This is a genomic window from Streptomyces sp. NPDC029014 (assembly GCF_055564695.1).
Window position 1 is genome coordinate 27,692 of the sequence record NZ_JBVHVT010000065.1, and the last position, 23,209, is coordinate 50,900.

A 23,209-nucleotide genomic window follows, 5' to 3' on the forward strand; every position below is an offset into this window, starting at 1 on the left:
CCCCTACAGGCCGTTCAGCTTCGACTTGGTGGTGAGGAAGTCGTTGCCCAGTCCTACGTCGTTGCGGGCGAAAAGACCCGAAGCGCCGCGTAGGGCGGCCTTCTCCGATTCGAGCCGGGCGATCAGGTTCTTCACCTGCTGGTCCCAGGTCTCGGCGACCTTCTTCAGGCCGGCGGCGGTCTCCCAGCCGTCGAAGCCCTTCTGTGCGGCGCCGGTCGAGTCGTCCGCGTGGTCCGCGGCCGTCTTCGTGTTCGGCTGGAGCTCGGTCTCGATCGTGTTCGCGGCGGCCTTCTTCTCGGCCGGGGTGGAGGCGAAGTCCTGCCCGCCGGGCGCTTGCAGCAGGGGCGGCGGCGGGTTCGTGCCCGTCGCCAGCAGCGGCGGGTGGGCCGTGCCGGGTGACTGCAGCAGCGGTGGGGGTGGTGCGGTCGCGCCGGGGGCCAGCGGCCCCTCGCCGTTCAGCCGCATGCTCACCTGCTGGTCCGGACCGAGTTCATCTGCCATGTCTGCGCTCCCCGTCGGCTGGCGCTGATCATATGCATGGCAACTGTGAACCGGCCAAGCAGTCCCGGACCCCGGGAAGGGGCGGTGGGGCGCCCGGGGCCGGGCGCACCGGGGGCGAGGGGAGGGCGGACGGCCCGCCAGATGCGGGCCGAGCTGCGGTTTTTCGCCAGCCGCCGACTGGCCGGTACCCGTCACCGCACGCGCGGCTCCGGCGTCGTCCGGCGGCCCGCGAACAGGGCCGCCTGCCGGTCCGGCGGCAGGTTGCCCAGTGCGATCAGCGCGGGGGCCTGGGCCAGCGCCTGCTGGAGTGCCGCCTGCTTCGCCGACCACAGTGCCCGTACGGTGCCCTGCACGGCTTCCGTCGGGAAGCCGGCCAGGGTCCGCGCCGCCCGCAGGGCCGCCCCGGCCAGCTCGGCGGGCGCGGCCAGTTCGGAGACCAGCCCGATCTCGTACGCCCGCCGCGCCGACAGCCGTTCCGAGGTCCCCATCAGGGACATCCGGGCGGCCTCGCCGAACGGCATCCGCTGGGCCATGTACACGGCCTCGTAGGCGCTGACCATCCCGTACGAGGTGTGCGGGTCGAAGAAGGTCGCCGCGTCGGAGGCGATGAGGAACTCCGCCTCGCCCAGCAGGTAGAACGCCCCGCCGCAGGCCATGCCGTTGACGGCGGCGACCACCGGCTTCCACAGGTCGGCCGCCTTCGGGCCGATCGCGGCCAGCGGGTCGTCGACCGAGTACGGGGAGCCCGGCTGCGGGACGGCGGCGTCCCGGTCGATGCCGGTGCAGAACGCGGCCCGGCCCGCCCCGGTCAGCACCACCGCCCGCACCCCGTCGTCGTACCGGAACCCGCGCCACACCGCGGCCAGTTCGGCGGCGGTCGGCTGGTCGATCGCGTTGTGCCGGTGCTCGCGGTCCAGGGTGACGACCGCGACCCCGCTCGCCCCGTCCCGCTCCACCCGCAGCGTCACGGCTTCTCCAGGACCCAGCGCGGCACGGTGATCCCGCCCGCATCGGCGAACACCGCCTGGACCCGCGCGCCGATGCGCAGCCGGGCGGGGTCCACCGAGTTCAGCGGGGCGTCGGCCGAGGTGACGAGGTTCCCGGCGAGGCGGATGTGCGGCGCGTCCGCGAGCTCCACGAGGACGACGTTGTACGGGGCCTGCGCCGCGTAGGCGGGCAGCAGCGGCGGATGCGGCCGGACGTACGACCAGATGCGCCCCCGGCCGCTGGTGGGCCGCCACTCGGAGTCGAAGGACTGGCAGTGCGGGCAGCACGGGCGCGGCGGGAAGCGGAACCGGCCGCAGGCGGTGCAGGCCTGGACGCGGAGCTCGCCGCGGGCGGCGTACTCCCAGAAGGGGGCGCCGTCGGCGTCCGGGACGGGCAGGAGCAGTTCTTCGGGGGCCGCGGTCACGGTGGTACCTCGTCTCCTCGGTCGTCGCGGGGGCGGTTCAGGCGCGCAGCAGGAGCGCGGACGTCGGGACGCCCTCGCCGGCCGTCACCAGGCAGGTGGTGGCGTCGGGCACCTGGGCGGTCGAGGCGCCGCGCAGCTGCTTGACGCCCTCGTTGATCAGGTTGAAGCCGTGGACGTAGGCCTCGGACAGGCCGCCGCCGCCGGTGTTGATCGGGAGCCGGCCGCCGGTCTCCAGGGCGCCGCCCTCGGTGTACGCGGCGCCCTCGCCGCGTCCGCAGAAGCCGTAGCCCTCCAACGAGAGCGGGATCAGCGGGGTGAAGGCGTCGTATATCTGGGCGACGTCGACGTCCTGCGGGCCGAAGTCGGCGTGCTTCCACAGGTGCCGGGCGGCGGTCCAGGCGGGGCCGGTGAGCGGGTCGTCGTTCCAGTAGTTGACCATGCCGTGGTGCTGGGCGGGCAGGCCCTGGGCGACGGAGTGCACGTACACGGGGCGCTGCCGGCAGTCCCGGGCGCGCTCGGCGGAGACGATGATGCAGGCCAGTGCCCCGTCGGTCTCCAGGCAGTTGTCGAACAGGCACAGCGGTTCGCTGATCATGCGGGAGGTCATGTACATCTCGCGGGTCAGCGGCCGGTCGTACATGATCGCGGCGGGGTTCTCGTTGGCCCGGTTGCGGCAGGCCATGGCCACGTTGAAGAGGTGGTCGCGGGTGGCCCCGTACTCGTGCATGTAGCGGCGGGCCAGCATGGCGATCTCGTCGGCGGGCCGCAGCAGGCCGAAGGGGCGGGTCCACTGCCCGGGGGTGGGCAGCTGCACGGCGGTGTTGGTCCACGGGCGGGGCCCGGAGCCGCGCTTGCGGGAGCGCCAGGCGACCCCGACGGTGGCCTGGCCGGTGGCGACGGCGGCGGCGAGGTGGCCGACGGTGGCGCAGGAGCCGCCGCCGCCGTAGCCCACCTTGGAGAAGAAGGTGACGTCGCCGGCACCGATCGCCTTGGCGACCTCGACCTCGTCGGTCTCCTCCATGGTGTAGGAGGCGAAGGCGTCGACCTCGGCGGGGGCGATCCCGGCGTCGTCGAGGGCGGCGAGGACCGCCCGGCAGGCGAGTTCCTTCTCGGTTCCGGGCAGCCGTCTGGCGAAGGGCGTCTGGCCGATTCCGACGATCGCCGTAGCGTCCTTGAGTGTTGCCGCCATCCGCCACCTCCGGGGCCGCGCCAGTGCTGACAGCCGCGAAGGCTACAGCTAATCTGACGGATAGTCAGCTACTGGTGTCGTGGGGAGGCGGACGATGGGCGAGGGCGTACGCACGTCCGGGCACGGACCGGGTCCCGAAACCGGACCGGGGGCGGGACGCGGGGCGGGAAGCGCAGCAGGGCCCGACACGGGGCCGGACACGGGGCCGGACACAGAACCTGGCACAGGGCCCGGCACAGGAGCCGAAGCAGGCTCCGGAGCAGGAGTGGCCGCTGCGGAGCCCGTGGCAGGCACCGGGACAGGTCCCGCGGCGGGCCCGGGCGCCACGGACGAGGGCGTGCGGGGGGATCTGCGCTGGGGCAGCATCGCGGGCCTGGTGCGTGCGGCCGCAGCCCGCCACGCCGACCGCGAGGCCGTGGCCGACGGCCGCACCCGGCTGAGCTACGCGCAGCTCGGCGAGCGCGTCGAACGCGCCGCCGCAGCCATCCTCGCCGCCGGCATCGAGCCCGGCGACCGGGTCGCCGTCTGGGCCCCCAACACCCTGGACTGGATCGTCTGCGCCCTCGGCGCGGTCTCCGCGGGCGCCGTCCTCGTCCCGCTCAACACGCGTTTCAAGGGCACGGAAGCCGCGTACGTCCTCGACCGCAGCCGGGCCCGCCTGCTGTTCGTCACCGGCACCTTCCTCGGCACCTCCTACGTCGCCTCCCTGCGCCGGGCCGCCGCGCAGGCCCCGGCCGCGCAGGGCCTCACCGGGGAGGGCCCCACCGCGCAGGGCGGCACCGCCGGACGCGGCCCGCTGCCGGGCCTGCCGCACCTCGAACAGGTCGTCGTCCTCGCCGACGACGCCCCCGAGGACTTCCGCACCTGGAAGGACTTCCTGGCCGGCGGCGACGCCGTCCCCGCCGAGGACGTCCGCCGGCGGGCCGTATCCATCCGCCCCGAAGCCCCCTCCGACATCATCTTCACCTCGGGCACCACCGGGAGACCCAAGGGCGCCGTCATCACCCACGCCCAGTCCCTGCGCTGCTACGAGGTGTGGAGCGAGCTCGCCGGACTCCGCGAGGGCGACCGCTACCTGATCGTGAATCCCTTCTTCCACACCTTCGGCTACAAGGCTGGCATCCTCGCCTGCCTCATGCGCGGCGCCACGATGGTCCCCCAGCCCGTCTTCGACGTGGACACCGCCCTCGCCAACATCGCGGCCGAGCGGATCTCCGTCCTCCCCGGCCCGCCCACCCTCCACCAGTCGCTCCTCGACCACCCCCAGCGCGGCCACCACGACCTGTCCACCCTCCGCCTGGTCGTCACCGGCGCCGCCGTCGTCCCGCTCCGGCTCGTCGAGCGGCTCCGCTCCGAACTGCGCGTCGACACCGTCCTCACCGCGTACGGGCTCTCCGAGGCCGGCGGCATCGTCTCCATGTGCCGCCGCGGCGACCCCGCCGAGGTCATCGCCGCCACCTCCGGACGGGCCGTCCCCGGCACCGAGATCCGCATCGCGGACGGCGACAGCCGGGTCCTGCCCGCGGGCGGGGCGGGCGAGGTGTGGGTGCGCGGCCACCACGTCATGCAGGGCTACTTCGAGGACCCGGACGAGACCGCCCTCGCCATCACCCCGGACGGCTGGCTGCGCACCGGCGACGTCGGCGTCCTCGACGAGCGCGGCAACCTGCGCATCACCGACCGGATCAAGGACATGTTCATCGTCGGCGGCTTCAACGCCTACCCCGCCGAGATAGAGCAACTCCTCGGCCTGCACCCGGACATCGCCGACGTGGCGGTCGTCGGAGTCCCCGACCCCCGCCTCGGCGAGGTCGGCAAGGCGTACGCGGTGCGCCGCCCCGGCTCCACGCTCACCGCCGACGACCTGATCGCCTGGTCCCGGCGGGAGATGGCCAACTACAAGGTCCCGCGTGCCGTGGAGTTCGTCCCCGAGCTCCCGCGCAACGCGAGCGGCAAGGTCCTCAAACGGGAGCTCCGCGCCCGCTGACGCCCACCTACCGGGCGGGCTTGCGGGCGAGGACGAGCCGCCAGCGCGGGGTGCCGTCCGGGCGCTCCCCGAAGGGCTCCAACGGCACGGTCCCCACCGTGAAGCCGGCCGCCCGCAGGTCCGCGCGGACCCCGCCCCACGGGAACGTCCGGTAGTACATGACGAACGGCGGCCGCCACACCGCGTTGCGCACGCGCATCGCCGCGTCGAAGCCCGCCACCGCCCACCACAGCGGGGAGGTCGGCGGTATCGGCGCCCCGATCGGGAAGGCGAACACCCCGCCCGCGCGCAGCGCCCGGTGGACACCGCCGAAGAGGGCGGGCCGCTCGGCCGGCAGGAAGTGCCCGAACGCCCCGAAGCTGACCGCCAGGTCGTACGTGTCCGCCAGCCCGGGCGGCAGGGCCCGCGCGTCGGCCCGCACCAGGTCGACGCCGCCGACCCCGGCGCCGCCGCCGTACAGCCGCTCGGCCTCGGCCAGCATGCCCGCGCTCAGGTCCACTCCGGTCACCCGGTCCCGGCACAGCCGGCGGAGCATTCCGAGGGCCGCGCCCGTGCCGCAGCAGACGTCCAGGCCGGAGCCGAAGGACCCCTCGTACCCGGCGAGGGCCTCCTCGACGGCGTCGAGCATGCGGTCCGGGGTGCGGAACGGCGTGTGGTCGAACTTGGGCGCGAGCAGGTCGTAGCCCCGCTCGACCGAAGAGAAGGCCTGAACGGCGAGCTCGCGCAGGCTCGGCCCCTGTGAGGTGAACACGGTCCCAGCCTAGCCACGGACCGGCGCCCGCCCCTTCCTCCCGGCCCCAGCCGCGTCCGCACCTGCTGCGCAGCTGCCGGACGCACGCACGCGGCGGCCGCGGTGGCTCCCCCTCCGGGCCACCGCGGCCGCCGTTCCTGCGTTGTGCTCCCCCGTTGCCTTGCTTCCCCCGTGGTGGTGCTCCCCCGTGGTGGCGCCGTGGTCCCCCCGTGACCCCGGCGCACCCCCCTGTTTCCCCCGTGTCCCCCGTGCACGGCCGTCCCCCGTTTCCCCCGTGGGACGGCCGTGCGGGGAGCGCTCGGTTACGGACGCGGGCCGGACGCGTGGTTGTCCAGCGAGACGATCTCCTCGTCCGCAGCCGGCTTGTCGACCGGCTTGATCGCGATGCCGGAGGCGTGGTTGTCCATCGGAGTGATGTCGACGTCGCCCGCGACGGGTCCGTCGACCGGCTTGATCGCGATTCCCGAGGCGTGGTTGTCGAGCGGGATGATGTCGCTCTCGTTCGGCAGGATGTTCTCGTTCGTCGTCATCGGATCTCCTGATGGATGGGTAGGGCCCGTTCGGCAATTCCCCCGCGGACCGCCGAACGGGCGGTCCTCCAGCGGACTCCCGCGCCCCCCGACGCGGTGAGTCGATGTGTCCATCGTGGCCGAAGGCGATAAACGAACGATGAATGCCTCGTTCAACTCCCGCCGGCCCGCGGGATCAGGCCGCGATCTCCGATGCCAGCAGCGCCCGCACCTCGGCCAGTTCCGGCGATCCGAGCCCCGCGAAGACGGCCTCCGCGTCCCGCCAGCACACCCGCGCCCGGTCCCGCTGCCCCAGCCGCTGCAGGGCCTTGCCCAGCACCGTCAGCACGGTCGCCCGCCGCCACTCGCCGCCGATGCCGCGCAGTGCGATGGCCTGCTCGGCGTGGGCGGCGGCCAGCGTCGGCCGGTGCGCGGCCAGGTGCGCCTCGGCGAGCCGGAAGTGCGTCACGCCCTCCCACAGGGGCTGGCGGTTGTCGTGGAAGAGGGACAGCGCCTCGGTGAGCTGCGCCTGCGCCTCGGCGAGCCGCCCGGCCTGGGTGAGGGCGATGCCGAGCGCGTACCGGCCGTTGGCCAGGCGCAGGGTCAGGCCCATCCGGTCGTATATGGCGATGCCCTGTTCGGCCAGCTCGATCGCGCTGGTCAGCCGGCCCAGCTCGACGTGGATGCGGGAGAGGTTGCACAGGGCGCTGGCCTCGCCGATGTGGTTTCCGTCGGCGCGGAAGTTCTCGATGGCCTCCAGCAGGTAGCGCTCGCCGTCGGCGTAGCGGGCCTGGTAGAGGGCGATGATCCCGCGGTCGTTGGGCGCCCAGCAGCTGGGCAGCGGGTCGCCGGCCGCGCGGGCCAGGACGGTGGCCTGCCGGGCCTCGTCGTCGGCCTCGGCGAACCGGCCGGCGACGAGGTGGACGTTGGTCAGCGCGGTGCGGGCGCGGCCCTCGGTGTGCGGGTCCGCGGCGGTGCGGGCCGCGTCGCGCAGGGCCGCGGCGGCGGACTCGTACTGCTTGGAGTTGGCGCCGGACTCGGCGAGGTCCTTGGCCGCCCACAGCAGGTCCACGGCCCGGCGGAGCACGTCGGCGCGCCCGGTGGTGCGTACGGAGGACTGCCGGACGCAGGCGAGCAGCGGGTCGGCCTCGGCGTACAGCCAGTCCAGGGCGGCGCGGGGCTCGGTGAAGCGCAGGCCGGGGTGGTGGGTGGCCGCGAGGTGGGCGGGGAGCCGGTCGCCGGGGCGTTCGACGGCGTACACGGCGGAGGCGGTGGCGAGGTAGAAGTCGAGCAGCCGGTCGAGGGCGGCGTCCCGCTCGGTCGCGGGCTGCTCGTCGCGTTCGGCGCAGGCACGCGCGTAGAGGCGTACGAGGTCGTGGAAGCGGTAGCGGCCGGGCGCGGCGGATTCCAGCAGGGAGCAGTCGACTAAAGCCTCCAGGAGGTCCTCGGTGTCGTGCTCGGGCCGGTCGAGGACGGCGGCCGCGGCGGCCAGCGAGACGTCGGGTCCGTCGGCGAGGCCGAGCAGGCGGAACGCGCGCTGCTGGGCGGGTTCGAGCTGGCCGTACCCCAGCTCGAAGGTGGCTTTGACGGCGAGGTCGCCCGCCTGGAGTTCGTCGAGGCGGCGGCGCTCGTCGGCGAGCTTGGCGGCGAGGACGGAGACGGTCCAGGTGCGGCGGGCGGCCAGGCGGGAGGCGGCGATGCGGATGGCGAGCGGGAGGAAGCCGCAGGCGCCGACGACGTCGAGTGCGGCCTGGCGTTCGGCCGCGACGCGTTCGGCGCCGACGATCCGGGTGAACAGCTGCAGGGCCTCCTCGGGGCTCATCACGTCGAGGTCGACGAGATGGGCCCCGGCGAGGCCCGCCATGCGGACCCGGCTGGTGACGAGGGCGGCGCAGCCGGCGGTGCCCGGCAGCAGTGGCCGGACCTGGGCGGCGTCGCGGGCGTTGTCGAGGAGCACCAGGACGCGGCGGCCGTCGAGGGTGGATCGGTAGAGCGCGGCCCGCTCGTCGGCGGTGTCGGGGATGGCGGTGTCGGGGGTGCCGAGGGCGCGCAGGAAGGAACCGAGGACGGCGACGGGCTCGGCGGGGCGCGGTTCGGTGCCCTGGAGGTCGACGTACAGCTGGCCGTCGGGGAAGTGCGGGCGGGCGGCGTGGGCGACGTGCACGGCGAGGGTGGTCTTGCCGACGCCGCCGATGCCGGCGAGCGCGGAGACGGCCATGACCTGGCCGTCGGCGGCGGACAGGATGGCGCCGAGCTCGCCCACGAAGGTGGCGCGGCCGGTGAAGTCGGGCACGGTGGCGGGCAGCTGCGCGGGCCGGACGTGGACGGGCGAGGCGGCCGGGGCCGGGGCCTCGGCGCAGGCGAGTTCGGCGTCGGCGCGCAGGATGCGCTGCTGGAGTGCGGCCAGTTCGGGGCGCGGGTCGACGCCGAGCTCGTCGGCGAGGAGGCGGCGGGTGTCGGCGTACACGGCGAGGGCCTCGGCCTGCCGGCCGCTGCGGTACAGGGCGAGCATGAGCAGTTCGCGGAGCCGCTCGCGCAGGGGGTGGGCGGCGGTCAGCGCGGTGAGCTCGGAGACGGCCTCGGCGTGGTGGCCGACCTCCAGGTCGAGGTCGAGGCGGGTCTCCAGCAGCTGCAGGCGCCACTCCACGAGCCGGGCGCGCTCGGTCTCGGCGTGCGGGCCGGGGACCCCGGCGAGGGGTTCGCCGTCCCACAGGTCGAGGGCGCGGGCCAGGAGGGTGCGGGCGAGGCCCCGGTCGCCGGCGGTACGGGCCTGGTCGGCGTCGGAGGCGAGGCTGCGGGCGACGCCGAGGTCGAGGGTGCCGGTGGGGGTGCGGATGGCGTAGCCGCCGGCGTCGGTGACCAGGGTGCCGGGGTCGAGGACCTTGCGCAGCCGGGAGGCGTAGGTGCGGATGGTGGCGAGGGCCTGCTGCGGCGGGTCCTCGCCCCAGATGGCGTCGATCAGCTCGGGGGCGGTGGCGGTGCGGCCGCCGCGCAGCAGCAGCACGGCGAGCAGGGCGCGCTGCTGGGGGGTGCCGGAGGGCAGGGTCTCGCCGCCGCGCCAGGCGCGGATCGGCCCGAGGACGGCGAAGCGGGAGGCGGGGGAGGGGTCTGCGGCGGCGTGGGGTGTGGGGGGCGCGGCCGCCCGCGCGACCGGGCCGGCCATCGGGGGTCCGGGGGGTGCGGGGGACGCGGGTGTCGTGGGGGTGGCGGGTGTCGTGGGGGTCGTGGGCACGGCCTCGGGCCCGGGGGCGGCCTGCGGGGTGCCGGGGGCGGCTTGGGCCGTTCCGGGTGCGCGCCGGGCTGCGTCGGGGTGGTTCCGCTGGTGCGGGATGGCCGGTATGCCCTCCATCTGTCGTCCCCCCTGCCTTCCGTCGGTGTAAGGGTCAGTCTGCCCTGTCTTGCTCGTACCCGTCAGCCCGTGTCGAACCGATCACTCCTCAACTAGCTGACGGTTCGTCAGATTGACGCTACCGTGAGGGCCATGGAGACCTTCCCGAAGATCATCTCGGTGGACGACCACACCGTGGAACCTCCTCACGTCTGGCAGGACCGGCTCCCGTCCCGCTACCGCGACACCGGACCCCGTATCGTCCGTGCCCCCCTGAAGGAAATGACCTTCCTCGGCGGCAAGTTCGCCCCCGTCATGGGCGCCGAGGGCGACCCCGGACCGATCGGCGACTGGTGGGTGTACGAGGACCTGCACCGCCCCCTCACCCGCCTCGACACCGCCGTCGGCTACGACCGCGACGAGATCCGGCTGGAGGTCATCACGTACGAGCAGATGCGCCCCGGCTCCTACTCGGTTCCCGACCGGCTGGCCGACATGGACGTCAACCACGTCCAGTCCGCGCTCTGCTTCCCCACCTTCCCCCGCTTCTGCGGCCAGACCTTCACCGAGGCCAAGGACCGTGAGCTGGGGCTGCTCGGCGTACGCGCCTACAACGACTGGATGGTCGAGGAGTGGTGCGGCCCCGAGGCCCACGGCCGCCTCGTCCCCCTCACCCTCATCCCGCTCTGGGACGCCGAACTCGCCGCCGCCGAGGTACGCCGCAACGCGGCGCGCGGTGTGCGCGCCGTCGCCTTCTCCGAGATACCCCCGCACCTCGGACTGCCGTCGATCCACACCGACGCCTGGGACCCCTTCCTCCAGGCCTGCCACGACACCGGCACCGTCATCGCCATGCACATCGGCTCCTCCAGCCGCATGCCCTCGACGTCCGCCGACGCCCCGCCCGCCGTCGGCTCCACCATCACCTTCGCCAACTGCTGCTTCTCGATGGTCGACTGGCTGATGAGCGGCAAGTTCGAACGCTTCCCCAACCTCCGCATCATGTACGCCGAGGGCCAGATCGGCTGGATCCCGTACATCCTGGAACGCGCCGACGTGGTCTGGGAGGAGAACCGCGGATGGGGCGGAGTCGCCGACAAGGTGCTGCGCCCGCCGTCCGAGCTCTTCGCCGAACACGTCTACGGCTGCTTCTTCGACGACGCCTTCGGCCTGCGCAACCTCGACGCCATCGGCGCCGGCAACGTCCTGTACGAGACCGACTACCCGCACTCCGACTCCACCTGGCCCAAGTCCCGCGAGGTCGGCGAGGCCCAGATGGGTCACCTGGACCCGGACGTGGTCGAACGCATCGTCCGCGGCAACGCGATCGAGCTGCTGGGGCTGACGCCGGAGGGGCTCTGGCCCGGGGCGTAGCGGACGGTGAACGGCCGCTCCGACCCGGGTGGTGGGCGGTGAACCGCCCCTCGGGCGCGGGGTGTAGCGGACGGTGAACGGCCGTCCCCTTGCGGGTGACCGGACCGCCAAGGCATGCTTCGCCAGAGCAAAGCTGAAGGGGCGGCAGTGATGGACAAGCGGACCGTGGTGACCGGGGTGTTGTGCGCGATAGCGGCGATCGGCGCATCTGCCGCCATGACCAAGGTGGTGCCGGACCCGGGGAGTCGACCGGCGACCCGGACCGAAGCGGCGGCCCCGGCGCAACCCTCACCGAGTCCGACTTCGCGAACGCAATCACCCAAGCAGCCTCAGCTGACCACCGCCGGCATACCGAAGCCGGGCACCTCGGCCGCTTTCACCGGAGCCCTGTTCGAGGGCGATGTGCAGGGTGATCACTTCTGCACGGCCACCGTGGTCCGCAGCCCCGGCAAGAACCTCATCGTCACCGCCGGGCACTGTCTGCTCGCCGGCAAGGTGGCGGGCGGCGGCGCCCTCTTCGCACCCGCGTACGGGAACGGGGCCGCCCCGTACGGTGCCTGGAAGATCGAAGAGGTCTTCGAGGACAGCCGCTGGTCCGACGGCTCCGACGACGACTACGACCTCGCCTTCGCCCGCCTCGCCCCCGACGCCACGGGCCGCAACATCGAGGACGTCGTCGGCGCAGCCCCCCTCGACACCACGGGCCGCGCCGGCGAGGAGGTCACCGTCACCGGCTACCCCGCCGACCGCAAGGTCCCGCGCACCTGCACGGCCAAGGCGGTCCGCGAGTCGGCGACCCAGCAGCGCTTCGACTGCGCGGACTTCCCGGGCGGCACGAGCGGCAGCGCCTGGCTCGCCCGTGACGGCAAGATCGTGGGCATCCTGACCGGCGGCGACACCGACGACGTCTCGACCAGCACCGTCCTCGGCGACTACGCGGCCGCGCTGTACGCCCGGGCGACGGGCGGGGCGGGGGCGAGTGCGGGTGCTGGGGTGGCCCCGGGTGCGGGTGCGGGTGCGGGTGCGGGTGCGGGTGCGGGTGCTGGGGTGGGCTCGGGTGCTGGTGCTGGTGCTGGTGCTGGTGCTGGTGCGGGCTCGGGTACTGGGGTGGGCTCGGGTGCCGGTGCCGGTGCCGGTGCCGGTGCCGGTGCGGGGGATCAGACCACGAGTCCCAGGTGAACGGGCTCCCCGCTTTTCTCGGCCGCCAGTAGCTCCGCCAACCGCGGCGGCCACGACGGCTCCCCGAGTCCGGCCAGCGCCGTCGGCGACAACCACCGCCAGTGCGCCCCGGGGTCCTCGGGGACGGGGTCGCGGCGGGGGCCGGTGGTCACGTAGATGTGCTCGTGCTGGCGCACGGGCACGCCCTCGTGCGTGAAGTCGTGCTCCCACGTGCACAGCAGCCGCTGCGGCAGGAGATCGGTCCAGCCGGTCTCCTCCCGCAGCTCCCGCCGCACACACTCCTCGGGCGTCTCACCCGGATCGATCCCCCCGCCCGGCGGCAGCCAGTGAATGCCGACCTCGACGTTGTTCTCCCGGAACAGGAACACCGCCCCACCGGGATCCAGAACCACAATGCGCGCTGCGTGCCTGGGAGTTCTCATCCCCCGAGCGTACGCCGCGGAGGGGGGAAGGGGGTGGGGGCGGGATGCCGCACTCGGGGTCGGGAGTGTGTTCGGGGGCTTCCCGTCGGCCCATTGTCCTTCCGGTTCGGGCCGGTCCCTCAAGGGCGCTCCCTCCGGTCGCGTCGCTTCGCGATGGCCTTCGGCCACCCTTGACCGACCGTCCCGCCCCGGAATGCCAAAGAGTCGCCGGGAAGCCCCCGAAGGATGGCCAGGGGGTACCACATCCATAAAACGGCCCCGCCGGAGCCGCCCGCCCGCGGCTCCGCCTTGCGGTGTTCCGCTGCCCCGGGAGCGCCGGATCCCGGGCGGTGCCGGGTGCTCCTCTTTTCCCCGTCTGCTCTCTCCGCGCGTACGTCCCCCCGGCGCCGCCTCCCTCCGTCGCCGTCACCCTCGCGCCTCGACACCCCCCGGGAGGTTGACGTCCACGGCGTGGGGGGCCCGGGCTGTGTACGGTCGGTGGAATGAGCAAGTTCGCCCGAGTCGGCTTTCCTCGGCCCCGTGTGGCCGCGCGTGCCGGGGCCGGGGTCGGCGCTGCTGCCGCCGCCGGCCTGCTGGCCTGTACGGCGGCCTGGTTCCATGCCGTCCAGGACGCTCCCGGCAACGCCGAGGCGCGTGCCCACACCGTCACCGACGACCGCCCCGCCGCCACCGCCGACGGCCGTGCCGGGCGTGAGGCCTGGCGGTACGACATGCAGGGGCTCCCCGGCATCAGTGAGCAGACCCTGGCGCGGATCCCGGCGGATTCCCTCCAGCTCATCCTGGTCACGGGCAAGGCGAGGGATTCCTCGTACGCGACCGCCGCCCTCTACACGCGCCCCGCGGCCGGTGCCGACTGGGTCCTGGCCGAGCGCTGGCCCGCGCGCAACGGGGCCAGGGGGTGGTCCACGGAGCGTAGTTATGGAGATCTCACGTCCCCCGTAGGGGTGTTCTCGCTGAGTGACGCCGGCGGTCTGCTGCCGAAGCCGCCGGGGACGCGGTTGCCGTACGACCGCAGCAGGGCGTTCACGGCCTTCGGTCACGGCGTCGAGGGGGAGTCCCTGGCCGGTTCCTTCGACTACGTCGTGGCGATCGACTTCAACCGCAAGCGGGGCGTGTCGCCGCTGGACCCGACGAAGCCGGAGGGGGAGCGCAAGGGCGGCAACATCTGGCTGCACGTGGACCACGACGGGCCCTCTCAGGGGTGCGTGGGCATCTCGAAGCAGGCCATGCACAGGGTGCTGAAGACGCTCGACCCGGCGGCGAAGCCGGTCATCGTGATGGGTCCGCACGGCTTCTGACCGCCCTATTGCCTGACGGATCGTCAGATAAGACGATGGCCCCCGGACGAGCCGGACAGAGCATCGAGGCGGGGACCCTATGGCGCGCGTGTTTGCGGAAGGCCGGCTGGTGTACGGGATGCAGCTCCCGATCCAGTCGCAGAGCACCCTGTACGCCGAGGCCTGGGAGGCCTCGGCCGGCCCCGCCGACCTCGCCGAGGTCGCCCGGGCCGCCGACCGGGCCGGGTTCGGCTACGTGGCCACCTGCGACCACGTGGCCGTACCGCGCCGCCTCGCCGGCCCCATGAGCACCATCTGGTACGACCCGGTGGCGACCCTCGCCTTCCTCGCCGGGGTGACCGAGCGCGTGCGGCTGCTGAGCCATGTCGCGATCCTGGGCCTGCGGCACCCGCTGCTCGGCGCCAAGCAGTACGCGACGGTCGACCACCTCTCGGGCGGCCGGCTGATCCTCGGCGTCGGCGCGGGCCACGTCCAGGAGGAGTTCGAGGTCCTCGGCGTCGACTTCGCCGGGCGCGGCGCCCTCCTCGACGAGACGCTCGACGCCTTGCGCGCGGCCCTCGGGCCCGAGGAGTTCCCGGCCTTCGAGGGGGAACGGTTCTCCTTCCGGGACCTCGGCCAGCGGCCCCGGCCCGTGCAGCCCCGGATCCCCGTCTGGGTCGGCGGCTCCTCGCCCGCCGCCGTGCGGCGGGCGGCCGTCCGCGGCGACGGCTGGCTCCCGCAGGGCGATCCACGGGACCGGCTGCCCGCGCAGATCGCCCGGATCAGGGAACTCCGGGAGCGGGCAGGGGTCGCGGAGCCGTTCGAGTTCGGGGCGATCACCGAGGCGCTGTACGTCGGCGAGCCCGCCTGGGACACCGGCCGCCGCACCCTGTCCGGCAAGCCGGAGGTGCTCGCCGAGTCGCTGCGCGCGTACCGGGCGCTGGGCGTCGACCAGATCCAGGTCCGCTTCCGCAGCCGCGACCGCGCCGAGCTGACCGACCAGATCACCGCGTTCGGCGCCGAGGTGGCGCCCCTCCTCAACGACTAGAGGGAGTACGGGCATGGGCATATCCACCGGCAGGCTCCACGGCCGCGTCGTCCTCATCACCGGTGCCGCCCGCGGCCAGGGCGAGCAGGAGGCCCGGCTGTTCGCCGCCGAGGGGGCGCAGCTGCTCCTCGGTGACGTGCTGGACGAGCAGGGTGCGGCCGTGGCGAAGGAGATCGCCGAGGAGGTCGGCGAGGGCCGGGTCCGGTACGTCCGGCTGGACGTGAGCCGGGAGGTGGACTGGGTGGCCGCGGTGGCCGCCGCCAGGGAGGCCTTCGGCCGGGTCGACGGCCTGGTCAACAACGCGGGCATCCTGCGCTTCAACGAGCTGGCCTCGACCCCGCTGGCGGAGTTCCAGGAGCTGGTGCAGGTCAACCAGGTCGGCGCCTTCCTCGGGATCAAGGTGCTGGCCCCGGAGATCGAGGCGGCCGGCGGCGGGACCATCGTGAACACGTCCTCGTACACCGGTCTGACGGGCATGGCGTACGTGGGTGCGTACGCGGCGACCAAGGCGGCGATCATCGGGCTGACCCGGGTGGCGGCGCTGGAGCTGGCGGCGAAGAACATCCGGGTCAACGCGATGTGCCCGGGTGCGGTGGACACCCCGATGGCCAATCCGGGGCTGCTGGACCCGGCGGGCGTGAGCGAGGAGGCGCGCGAGGCGATGGGGGAGCTGTACCGGCGGGTGGTGCCGCTGGGGCGGGTGGGGCGACCGGAGGAGGTTGCCCGGCTGGCGCTGTTCCTGACGGGCGAGGACTCCTCGTACATCACCGGGCAGCCGTTCGTCATCGACGGCGGCTGGATGGCGGGCGTCAGCGTGTTCTGACGGTCAATCAGGTATTGACGCTCCCGCCCCGTGGTGGAACAGTCGACCCATCCGATCTGACGGATCGTCAGAAATGAGCGAGGACGGTGAACCCCCTTGGAATTCGGGCTCTTCGTGCAGGGATACGTGCCTGAGGCGCGGTCCAGGGTCGACCCCGAGGCAGAGCACAAGGCGCTGATCGAGGAGACCGAGTACGTCATCCAGGCCGACAAGTCCGGCTTCAAGTACGCCTGGGCCTCCGAGCACCACTTCCTGGAGGAGTACTCGCACCTGTCGGCGAACGAGGTCTTCCTCGCCTACCTCGCCCACGCCACCGAGCGCATCCACCTCGGCTCCGGCATCTTCAACCCCCTGGCGCCCGTCAACCACCCGGTCAAGGTGGCCGAGAAGGTCGCCATGCTCGACCACCTCTCCAAGGGCCGCTTCGAGTTCGGTACCGGCCGCGGCGCCGGCAGCCACGAGATCCTCGGCTTCCTGCCCGGCGTCACGGACATGAACCACACCAAGGAGATATGGGAGGAGACCATCGCCGAGTTCCCCAAGATGTTCCTCCAGGAGGAATACGAGGGGTTCCAGGGCAAGCACTGGTCGCTGCCCCCGCGCAAGATCTTCCCCAAGCCGTACGGCAAGGCCCACCCGGCCATGTGGTACGCCGCCGGGTCCCCGTCCTCGTACGCGATGGCGGCGAAGAAGGGCCTCGGCGTCCTCGGCTTCAGCGTCCAGAAGGTCTCCGACATGGAGTGGGTGCTGGAGCAGTACAAGACGGCGATCCAGGAGGCGAAGGCCATCGGCGCCTTCGTCAACGACAACGTGATGGTCACCTCGACGGCGATCTGCGCCGAGACCCACGACAAGGCGGTCGAGATCGCGGTCAACGCGAACATGAACCGCTTCCAGTCGCTGGTCTTCCGCTACCACGACACCTTCCCGCGGCCCGAGGCGATTCCGCAGTGGCCCGAGATCCTGCCCGAGTACAACGCGGAGATCATCGAGCTCCTCATCGCCGAGGAACTGCTGATCTGCGGTGACCCGTCCGAGGTCCTCGCGCAGTGCAAGCGCTGGGAGCAGGCGGGCGCCGACCAGCTGTCCTTCGGCCTGCCGACCGGGGTCTCGTACGAGGACACGATGACGACGATCAAGCTGATCGGCGAGCACGTCATCCCGGAGATCGACACCGACCCGGTGCACCGCACCACCCGCTTCCGCCAGAGCGCCGACGCGGGCGCCTGACCGGCGGTGCAGCGGGGACGGCGGTTTCCCGGACCGCCGTCCCGGGGGCCCCGGCCCCGCGGAACCGGCCGGGGCGCGCGGGCAGCGGCCTGCCCCCGCCCCGGCCGGGAACGGAACTGAGGAGAAGGGACGTCACCCGCCATGCTCGACCACCTGATCAGGGGAGCCACCGTCGTCGACGGCACCGGATCCCCCCGGTACACCGCCGACGTCGGCATCCGCGACGGCCGCATCGCCGTCATCGGCGCCCCCGGCACCGTCACCGAGGAGGCCCGCACCAGCGAGGACGCCGCCGGCCTCGTCCTCTGCCCCGGCTTCGTCGACCCGCACACCCACTACGACGCCCAGCTGTTCTGGGACCCGTACGCCACGCCCTCCATGAACCACGGCGTGACCACCGTCGCCGGCGGCAACTGCGGCTTCACCCTCGCCCCCCTCAACCCGGCCCGCCCCGAGGACGCCGACTACACGCGCCGGATGATGAGCAAGGTCGAGGGCATGGCCCTGGCCGCCCTGGAGGAGGGCGTCGACTGGACCTGGTCCTCCTTCGGCGAATACCTCGACGCCCTGGAAGGGCGGATCGCCGTCAACGCGGGCTTCATGGTCGGCCACTGCGCGCTGCGCCGGCACGTCATGGGCGCGGACGCGACCGGCGGCCGGCCCACCCCCGCCCAGCTGGAGCAGATGACCGCCCTCCTGCACGAGGCCATGGACGCGGGCGCCTGGGGCCTGTCCACCACCCAGTCCTCCACCCACTCCGACGGGGACGGCGCCCCCGTCGCCTCCCGGCACGCCGAGCCCGCCGAACTCATCGCCCTGTCCCGCGCGGTCGGCGAACACGAGGGCACCCAGCTGGAGGCCATCGTCGCCGGCTGCCTCGACCAGTTCGCCGACGCCGAGATCGACCTGCTCGTCGAGATGAGCGCCGCCGCCGGCCGCCCCCTCAACTGGAACGTGCTCACCATCGACGCCGCCGTCCCCGAGCGCGTCCCGCGCCAACTGGTCCCCAGCGAGCGCGCCCGCAAGGCAGGCGGCCGCATCGTCGCACTGACGATGCCGATCCTCACCCCCATGAACATGTCCCTCGGCACCTTCTGCGCCCTCAACCTGATCCCCGGCTGGGGCGAGGTCCTCGGCCTGCCCGTGCCCGAGCGGATCGCCCGGCTGCGCGACCCCGTCGTACGGGCGGAGATGCTGCGCCGCGCCGACAGCAAGGAGGCCGGCGTGTTCCGCCGCCTGGCCGACTTCGGGCGGTACGTCATCGGGGACACGTACAGCAAGGAGAACGAGGGGCTCACCGGCCGGGTCGTCCGCGACATAGCGGCCGAGCGCGGCCAGGACCCCTTCCACTGCCTGGTGGACATCTGCGCCAACGACGACCTGCGCACGGTGCTGTGGCCGATGCCGACCGACAACGACCCGGCGAGCTGGGCACTGCGCGCCGAGACGTGGCAGCACGAGGACGTCATGCTGGGCGGTTCGGACGCGGGCGCGCACCTGGACCGGATGTGCGGGGCCCCGTACACGACCCGGTTCCTCGGGGACTGCCTGCGCGGCCGCAAGCTGCTGCCGCTGGAGCAGGCGGTACGGATGCTCACCGACGACCCGGCCCGGCTGTTCGGGCTGCGCGAGCGCGGCCGGATCGCCGAGGGCTGGCACGCGGACCTGGTGCTGTTCGACCCGGAGCGGATCGAGGCCGGGCCGGCGACCCTGGTCCACGACCTGCCCGGCGACAGCCCGCGGCTGGACGCGCGGGCGGTCGGCATCGTGTCGGTGCGGGTCAACGGGGTCGAGACGGTACGGGACGACCGGGTGACGGGCGCGGTCCCGGGCACCGTGCTCCGGTCGGGCCGGGACACGAGGACGGTGAGCACCCGGTGACGGGGACCGGCGCAGGGCAGGACCGGAGCGGGCAGGGCCCGGGCGGGCAGGGCCGGGACGGGCAGTGCCTGTTCATCGGCGGCGAGTGGGTGGAGCCGGCGGGCGGCCACTACGAGGTGGTCAACCCGGCCGACGAGTCGGTCGTCGGCCTCGCGCCGGAGGCCTCGCCCGCGCAGGTCCTGGAGGCGGCCGCGGCGGCGGCCGAGGCCTTCGAGGGCTGGTCGCGGACCAGGCCGGAGCAGCGGGCGGCGATCCTCGACCGGGCCGCGGACATCGTCCAGCGGGAGTTCGAACCCTGGGCGGAACTGGCCCGGGCGGAGACCGGCGCCCCGACGGGCATCGCGCGCGGCATGCAGGTCGGGGTGGGGGTGGCCCGCTTCCGGCGGTACGCGAGGGGCGCCCTGGAACCGGTCGAGCGGGGCCTCCCGCCGCAGGTCACCGAGGCGGGACCGATGGGGAGGGCGGCCGTGCTGGGGGCGCTGGAGGTGCGCCAGCCGGTCGGCGTGGTCACCTGCATCACCTCGTACAACAACCCGTGGGCGAACCCGGCGGGCAAGGTGGCCCCCGCCCTGGCCATGGGCAACACGGTGGTGGTCAAGCCGGCCCCGCAGGACCCGCTGTCGGTGTTCCGGATGGCCGAGGCGCTGGCCGAGGCCGGGGTGCCGCGGGGCGTGGTCAACGTCGTCGGCGGGCAGGCGGTGGAGGTCGGCGAGGCCGCGGTCGCCTCCCCGCACGTGGGCATGGTGTCCTTCACCGGCTCCACGGCGGTCGGGCAGCGCATCGCGGAGGTCTGCGGCCGTTCCATGAAGCGGCAGCTGATGGAGCTGGGCGGCAAGGGCGCCGCGGTCGTGTTCGAGGACGCGGACCTGGACGCGGCGGTCTCCGGGATCGGCACCACCTTCTCCTTCTACAGCGGGCAGATCTGCACCGCCCCGACCCGGGTGATCGTGCACCGGGCGGTGTACGCACAGCTGGTCGAGAAGCTGACCGCCTACCTGGGCCACATGAAGGTCGGCGACCCGGCGGCGCCGGGCACGGTCGTCGGCCCGGTGATCTCGGCCGCGCACCGGGACCGGGTCGAGGCGTACGTCGAGCTGGGCCGAAAGGAGGGCGCGCGCCTGGCGTTCGGCGGGGCGCGCCCGGTGGTGGAGGGCGCCGCGGGCCGCGGGCGCGGGTTCTACGTCGCGCCGACGCTGCTGGTGGACTGCACGAGCGACATGCGGGTGGTCCGGGAGGAGATCTTCGGGCCGGTGGTGGTGGTCGTGCCGTTCGAGGGCGGGGAGGACGAGGCCGTCGCCCTGGCCAACGACAGCGACTACGGGCTGCTGAGCTACGTGTGGTCCGGGGACGCGGCACGCGCGTTCCGGGTGGCGCGCCGGCTGCGGGCGGGCGGGGTCGGGGTCAACACGATCGGCCGGAACATGGAGGCGCCGTTCGGCGGCTTCAAGCGCTCCGGGGTCGGCCGCGACGTCGGCTCGTACGCACTGCACGCGTACAGCGAGGTGCAGTCGATCGTCTGGGCGGGCTGAGGGGAGCGGGCGGAGGCGGGGCGGGGCCGGGCCGGGGTCCTCCGCCCCGGCCCGCTGCCGTCCTCGTACGCGGCGGCGTCCGTCTCGTGCGCGGCTCAGTCCTTGTAGTAGTCGGTGAGGACGCAGCCCTTCACCAGGGACGGCTCCTTGCGGAATCCGCTCGGCGGGTTGAAGCCGGGGTGGCAGTTGAGCACCAGCATTCCGCTCCCGGGAGCGAGGAGGGCGCTCATGGCGTCCGAGCTTTCGGATCCCGTGGCGAAGTCCTGGCCGACGATGGGGCCGCTGTTGATGTTGCCGCCCTTGCCGTCGGCGTGGTCCTTGTCGGTCTCGGCCTTGATGGCGGCCTGGAAGACCTTGGGGTCCTTGATCATGAAGATGCCGGTGACGTTGCGGCGTCCGCAGTAACCGCGCTCGGTGACGGAGTACGTCTTGCTGTCGTACTTGGCGTCCGGGTCGCTGCTGGAGCCCGACGAGTCGTTCTTGGTGGAGCTGATGCGGTCGCACTTGGTGTAGCCGTTGATGATGCGGGCGGCTTCCGCCATGGAGCCGGCCTTCGTCAGCCCCTTGAAGCCGAGGCCGTTGCCCTTCTTCGCGGCCCCGCCGTCGCCGCGGCTCCCGTTTCCCGTCCCGCTTCCGCCTTCGAGGCCGCCGATCGCGGCGATGCCGGAGCCGGCGGCGGCGTCGTCGCCGCCTCCGCAGGCGGTGAGGGTGAGGAGCGCGGCGAGGGCTGTGGCTGCGGCTGTGGCGCCGGCTGTCCTGGAGGGCATGTCCGTGTCGTCCCCGTTCCCCCGTGTAGATGATCTTGGCCGTCGGAGCTTAGGTCGACCGGCATGTCCGCGCCAAGCGTCGCGGCCGAAAAACCGGCACGGGAAAGTTTTGGAACGGGCAAAACGGGCATGGCTGCGGTTTCCGCATATCGGAACGGCGTTCCGGGCCCCTCTGAACCGGGGGTAACACCGGCATGTGAACCTTTCATTGCCGATCCGCCAACGGGTCATGGCGCAGGATTCCAAGGGGATTCGCCGTTCCGAGATCCGGATCTAAGACCTCCGGATATGGAAATCGCAGGATCTACCGTCCTGTGGCATGACTCAGCTGGACGTTCGGCCCCGAGCCGAAGACACGGCACGCGACGTCGCCGACGTACGCGGCAAGGGCCTCGGCAAGGGGTCCGTGGGACTGGTGGGCAGCGCCGTCATCGGCATCTCCACCGTCGCCCCCGTCTACTGCCTGACCTCGACCCTCGGCTCCACCGCCGGCGAAGTCGGCGTCCAGATGCCCGCCGTCTTCCTGGCCGGCTTCCTGCCGATGCTCCTGGTGGCCTTCGCCTACCGCGAGCTCAACAAGGCCATGCCCGACTGCGGCACCTCCTTCACCTGGACCGTGAAGGCCTTCGGCCCGCGCATCGGCTGGATGTGCGGCTGGGGCCTGGTGATCGCCACGATCATCGTCCTCTCCAACCTCGCCGGCGTCGCCACCTCCTACTTCTGGCTCCTCGCGGGTGAGATCACCGGCAGCGACTCGGTGGCCGCCCTCGACGACAACAAGCTCGTCCACATCACGACCTGCCTCACCCTCGTCGCCGTCGCCACCGCCATCAGCTACCGCGGCATGACCGCCACCAAGGGCGTCCAGTACGCCCTGGTCGGCCTCCAACTCGCCGTCCTCGCCGTGTTCGTCGTCATGGCCTTCCAGAAGGCCACCACCGGCGGCGCCGGCGGATCCGGCACCGGGGCCTTCGACACCGGCCTGGACTTCTCCTGGCAGTGGATGAACCCCTTCGCGGTCGAGTCCATGGGCGCCTTCACCGCCGGACTCTCCCTCTCGATCTTCATGTACTGGGGCTGGGACGCCTGCCTGGCCACCAACGAGGAGACCACCGGCTCCGCCAAGACCCCCGGCCGCGCCTCGCTCATCGCCATGGTCGTCCTCGTCGGCTCGTACCTGGCCACCGGCATCGCCGCCCAGATGGCCGTCGGCTCCGGCACCACCGGCCTCGGCCTCGCCAACCCCGACACCTCCGGCAACGTCTTCGCCGCCCTCGCCGGACCCGTCATGGGCCCCGTCCTCGGCATCCTGCTCTTCGTCGCCGTCCTCGCCTCGGCCGCCGCCTCCCTCCAGACCACCTTCATCCCCGTCGCCCGCACGGTCCTCGCCATGTCCACCTACGAGGCCCTGCCGCCCGCCTACGCCAAGGTCCACCCCCGGTTCAAGACCCCCGGCCGCGCCACCGTCATGGCGGGCGTCGCCACCGGCGCCTTCTACACCGTGATGACCCTGGTCAGCGAGAACGTCCTCACCGACACGATCTTCGCGCTCGGCCTGATGATCTGCTTCTACTACTCCCTGACCGCCTTCGCCTGCGCCTGGTACTTCCGCGGCGAGCTGCGCCGCAGCACCCGCGACCTCTTTCTCAAGGGCGTCTTCCCGGTCCTGGGCGGACTGTTGCTCGCCGCCGTCTTCTTCAAGACCCTGATCGACATGTGGGACCCGGCCTACGGCTCCGGCTCCACCGTCCTCGGCGTCGGCAGCGTCTTCGTCATCGGCGTCGGCCTGCTGGGCCTCGGCCTGGTCGTCATGGCGGTCACCGAACGCCGCAGCCCGGCCTTCTTCCGGGGCGAGGTCCTCACGAAGTCGACGCCGTCGCTGGTCGTGGAGGACTGACGCCGGCGAGCGCGCCGAGGAGCCGCCGACCTGTTGGGGGGGGGGGGGGGGGGGGGGGGGAAAGGAAGGGGGGGGGGGGGGGGGGGGGGGGAGAAAAAAAAAAAAA

At 73.1% G+C, this 23,209-nt stretch carries 19 protein-coding genes; 10 read left to right on the forward strand and 9 right to left on the reverse strand.

Features of this window, described 5'->3' with window-relative positions; translation table 11 throughout:
• Positions 1-3: 3 nt before the first annotated feature.
• From ACZ4VL_RS29375 to ACZ4VL_RS29390, 4 genes are all read right to left on the reverse strand, one after another.
• A complete protein-coding gene (locus ACZ4VL_RS29375) occupies positions 4-501 on the reverse strand; it encodes a hypothetical protein (RefSeq protein WP_468205749.1) in 498 nt (165 codons plus the stop codon).
• A gap of 191 nt (positions 502-692) precedes the next feature.
• The gene (locus ACZ4VL_RS29380) at positions 693-1,469 is read right to left on the reverse strand and encodes an enoyl-CoA hydratase/isomerase family protein (protein ID WP_468205752.1); all 777 of its coding nucleotides are present in this window, start codon (positions 1,467-1,469) and stop codon (positions 693-695) included.
• Positions 1,466-1,912 carry a Zn-ribbon domain-containing OB-fold protein gene (locus ACZ4VL_RS29385; RefSeq protein ID WP_468205755.1) on the reverse strand — a complete coding sequence of 149 codons (447 nt, stop codon included), beginning with the start codon at positions 1,910-1,912 and terminating at the stop codon, positions 1,466-1,468. The genes ACZ4VL_RS29380 and ACZ4VL_RS29385 overlap by 4 nt, the downstream gene beginning before the upstream one ends.
• A gap of 37 nt (positions 1,913-1,949) precedes the next feature.
• Positions 1,950-3,101, reverse strand: coding sequence for a lipid-transfer protein (locus ACZ4VL_RS29390; RefSeq protein WP_468205758.1), 1,152 nt, complete (start codon positions 3,099-3,101; stop codon positions 1,950-1,952).
• Between the two features lie 337 nt (positions 3,102-3,438).
• Here ACZ4VL_RS29390 and ACZ4VL_RS29395 point away from each other — a divergent pair, with 337 nt between their 5' ends.
• A complete protein-coding gene (locus tag ACZ4VL_RS29395) occupies positions 3,439-5,088 on the forward strand; it encodes a fatty acid--CoA ligase family protein (RefSeq protein WP_468205760.1) in 1,650 nt (549 codons plus the stop codon).
• 7 nt (positions 5,089-5,095) lie between these two features.
• Here the strand turns inward: ACZ4VL_RS29395 and ACZ4VL_RS29400 are convergent, their stop codons facing one another.
• From ACZ4VL_RS29400 to afsR, 3 genes are all read right to left on the reverse strand, one after another.
• Complete coding sequence (locus ACZ4VL_RS29400) at positions 5,096-5,839, reverse strand: class I SAM-dependent DNA methyltransferase (protein ID WP_468205763.1); 744 nt, start codon at positions 5,837-5,839, stop codon at positions 5,096-5,098.
• Positions 5,840-6,141: 302 nt separating this feature from the next.
• Positions 6,142-6,369 carry a hypothetical protein gene (locus ACZ4VL_RS29405; RefSeq protein ID WP_468205766.1) on the reverse strand — a complete coding sequence of 76 codons (228 nt, stop codon included), beginning with the start codon at positions 6,367-6,369 and terminating at the stop codon, positions 6,142-6,144.
• A gap of 175 nt (positions 6,370-6,544) precedes the next feature.
• Complete coding sequence (gene afsR / locus ACZ4VL_RS29410) at positions 6,545-9,697, reverse strand: SARP-family global regulator AfsR (protein WP_468205769.1); 3,153 nt, start codon at positions 9,695-9,697, stop codon at positions 6,545-6,547.
• 132 nt (positions 9,698-9,829) lie between these two features.
• On the opposite strand from afsR, the gene ACZ4VL_RS29415 reads away from it, so the two are divergent.
• Positions 9,830-11,050, forward strand: a complete 1,221-nt coding sequence (locus tag ACZ4VL_RS29415) for an amidohydrolase family protein (RefSeq protein ID WP_468205773.1) — start codon at positions 9,830-9,832, stop codon at positions 11,048-11,050.
• A 150-nt stretch (positions 11,051-11,200) separates the two neighbouring features.
• The gene (locus ACZ4VL_RS29420; protein ID WP_468205776.1) at positions 11,201-12,229 is read left to right on the forward strand and encodes a trypsin-like serine peptidase; all 1,029 of its coding nucleotides are present in this window, start codon (positions 11,201-11,203) and stop codon (positions 12,227-12,229) included.
• Here ACZ4VL_RS29420 and ACZ4VL_RS29425 read toward each other — a convergent pair.
• Positions 12,208-12,651, reverse strand: a complete 444-nt coding sequence (locus ACZ4VL_RS29425) for an NUDIX hydrolase (RefSeq protein ID WP_468205779.1) — start codon at positions 12,649-12,651, stop codon at positions 12,208-12,210. The two genes, ACZ4VL_RS29420 and ACZ4VL_RS29425, sit on opposite strands and share 22 nt — an antisense overlap.
• Before the next feature lie 482 nt (positions 12,652-13,133).
• Between ACZ4VL_RS29425 and ACZ4VL_RS29430 the strand changes: the two genes are divergently transcribed.
• From ACZ4VL_RS29430 to ACZ4VL_RS29455, 6 genes are all read left to right on the forward strand, one after another.
• The gene (locus ACZ4VL_RS29430) at positions 13,134-13,949 is read left to right on the forward strand and encodes a L,D-transpeptidase family protein (RefSeq protein WP_468205782.1); all 816 of its coding nucleotides are present in this window, start codon (positions 13,134-13,136) and stop codon (positions 13,947-13,949) included.
• A gap of 79 nt (positions 13,950-14,028) precedes the next feature.
• On the forward strand, positions 14,029-14,976 hold the full coding sequence (locus ACZ4VL_RS29435) for an LLM class F420-dependent oxidoreductase (RefSeq protein ID WP_468205785.1): 948 nt from the start codon (positions 14,029-14,031) through the stop codon (positions 14,974-14,976).
• A gap of 13 nt (positions 14,977-14,989) precedes the next feature.
• Positions 14,990-15,799, forward strand: coding sequence for an SDR family NAD(P)-dependent oxidoreductase (locus ACZ4VL_RS29440; protein ID WP_468205787.1), 810 nt, complete (start codon positions 14,990-14,992; stop codon positions 15,797-15,799).
• Positions 15,800-15,895: 96 nt separating this feature from the next.
• Positions 15,896-17,029 (forward strand): LLM class flavin-dependent oxidoreductase, encoded by a 1,134-nt coding sequence (locus ACZ4VL_RS29445; RefSeq protein WP_468205790.1) that lies wholly within the window; start codon positions 15,896-15,898, stop codon positions 17,027-17,029.
• A gap of 141 nt (positions 17,030-17,170) precedes the next feature.
• Positions 17,171-18,910 carry an N-acyl-D-amino-acid deacylase family protein gene (locus ACZ4VL_RS29450; RefSeq protein WP_468205792.1) on the forward strand — a complete coding sequence of 580 codons (1,740 nt, stop codon included), beginning with the start codon at positions 17,171-17,173 and terminating at the stop codon, positions 18,908-18,910.
• Between the two features lie 68 nt (positions 18,911-18,978).
• Positions 18,979-20,439, forward strand: coding sequence for an aldehyde dehydrogenase family protein (locus ACZ4VL_RS29455; RefSeq protein WP_468205810.1), 1,461 nt, complete (start codon positions 18,979-18,981; stop codon positions 20,437-20,439).
• Positions 20,440-20,534: 95 nt separating this feature from the next.
• On the opposite strand, the gene ACZ4VL_RS29460 is transcribed toward ACZ4VL_RS29455, so the two are convergent.
• Positions 20,535-21,206 carry a hypothetical protein gene (locus tag ACZ4VL_RS29460; RefSeq protein WP_468205794.1) on the reverse strand — a complete coding sequence of 224 codons (672 nt, stop codon included), beginning with the start codon at positions 21,204-21,206 and terminating at the stop codon, positions 20,535-20,537.
• Between the two features lie 319 nt (positions 21,207-21,525).
• On the opposite strand from ACZ4VL_RS29460, the gene ACZ4VL_RS29465 reads away from it, so the two are divergent.
• A complete protein-coding gene (locus ACZ4VL_RS29465; protein ID WP_468205797.1) occupies positions 21,526-23,103 on the forward strand; it encodes an APC family permease in 1,578 nt (525 codons plus the stop codon).
• Positions 23,104-23,209: the final 106 nt, after the last annotated feature.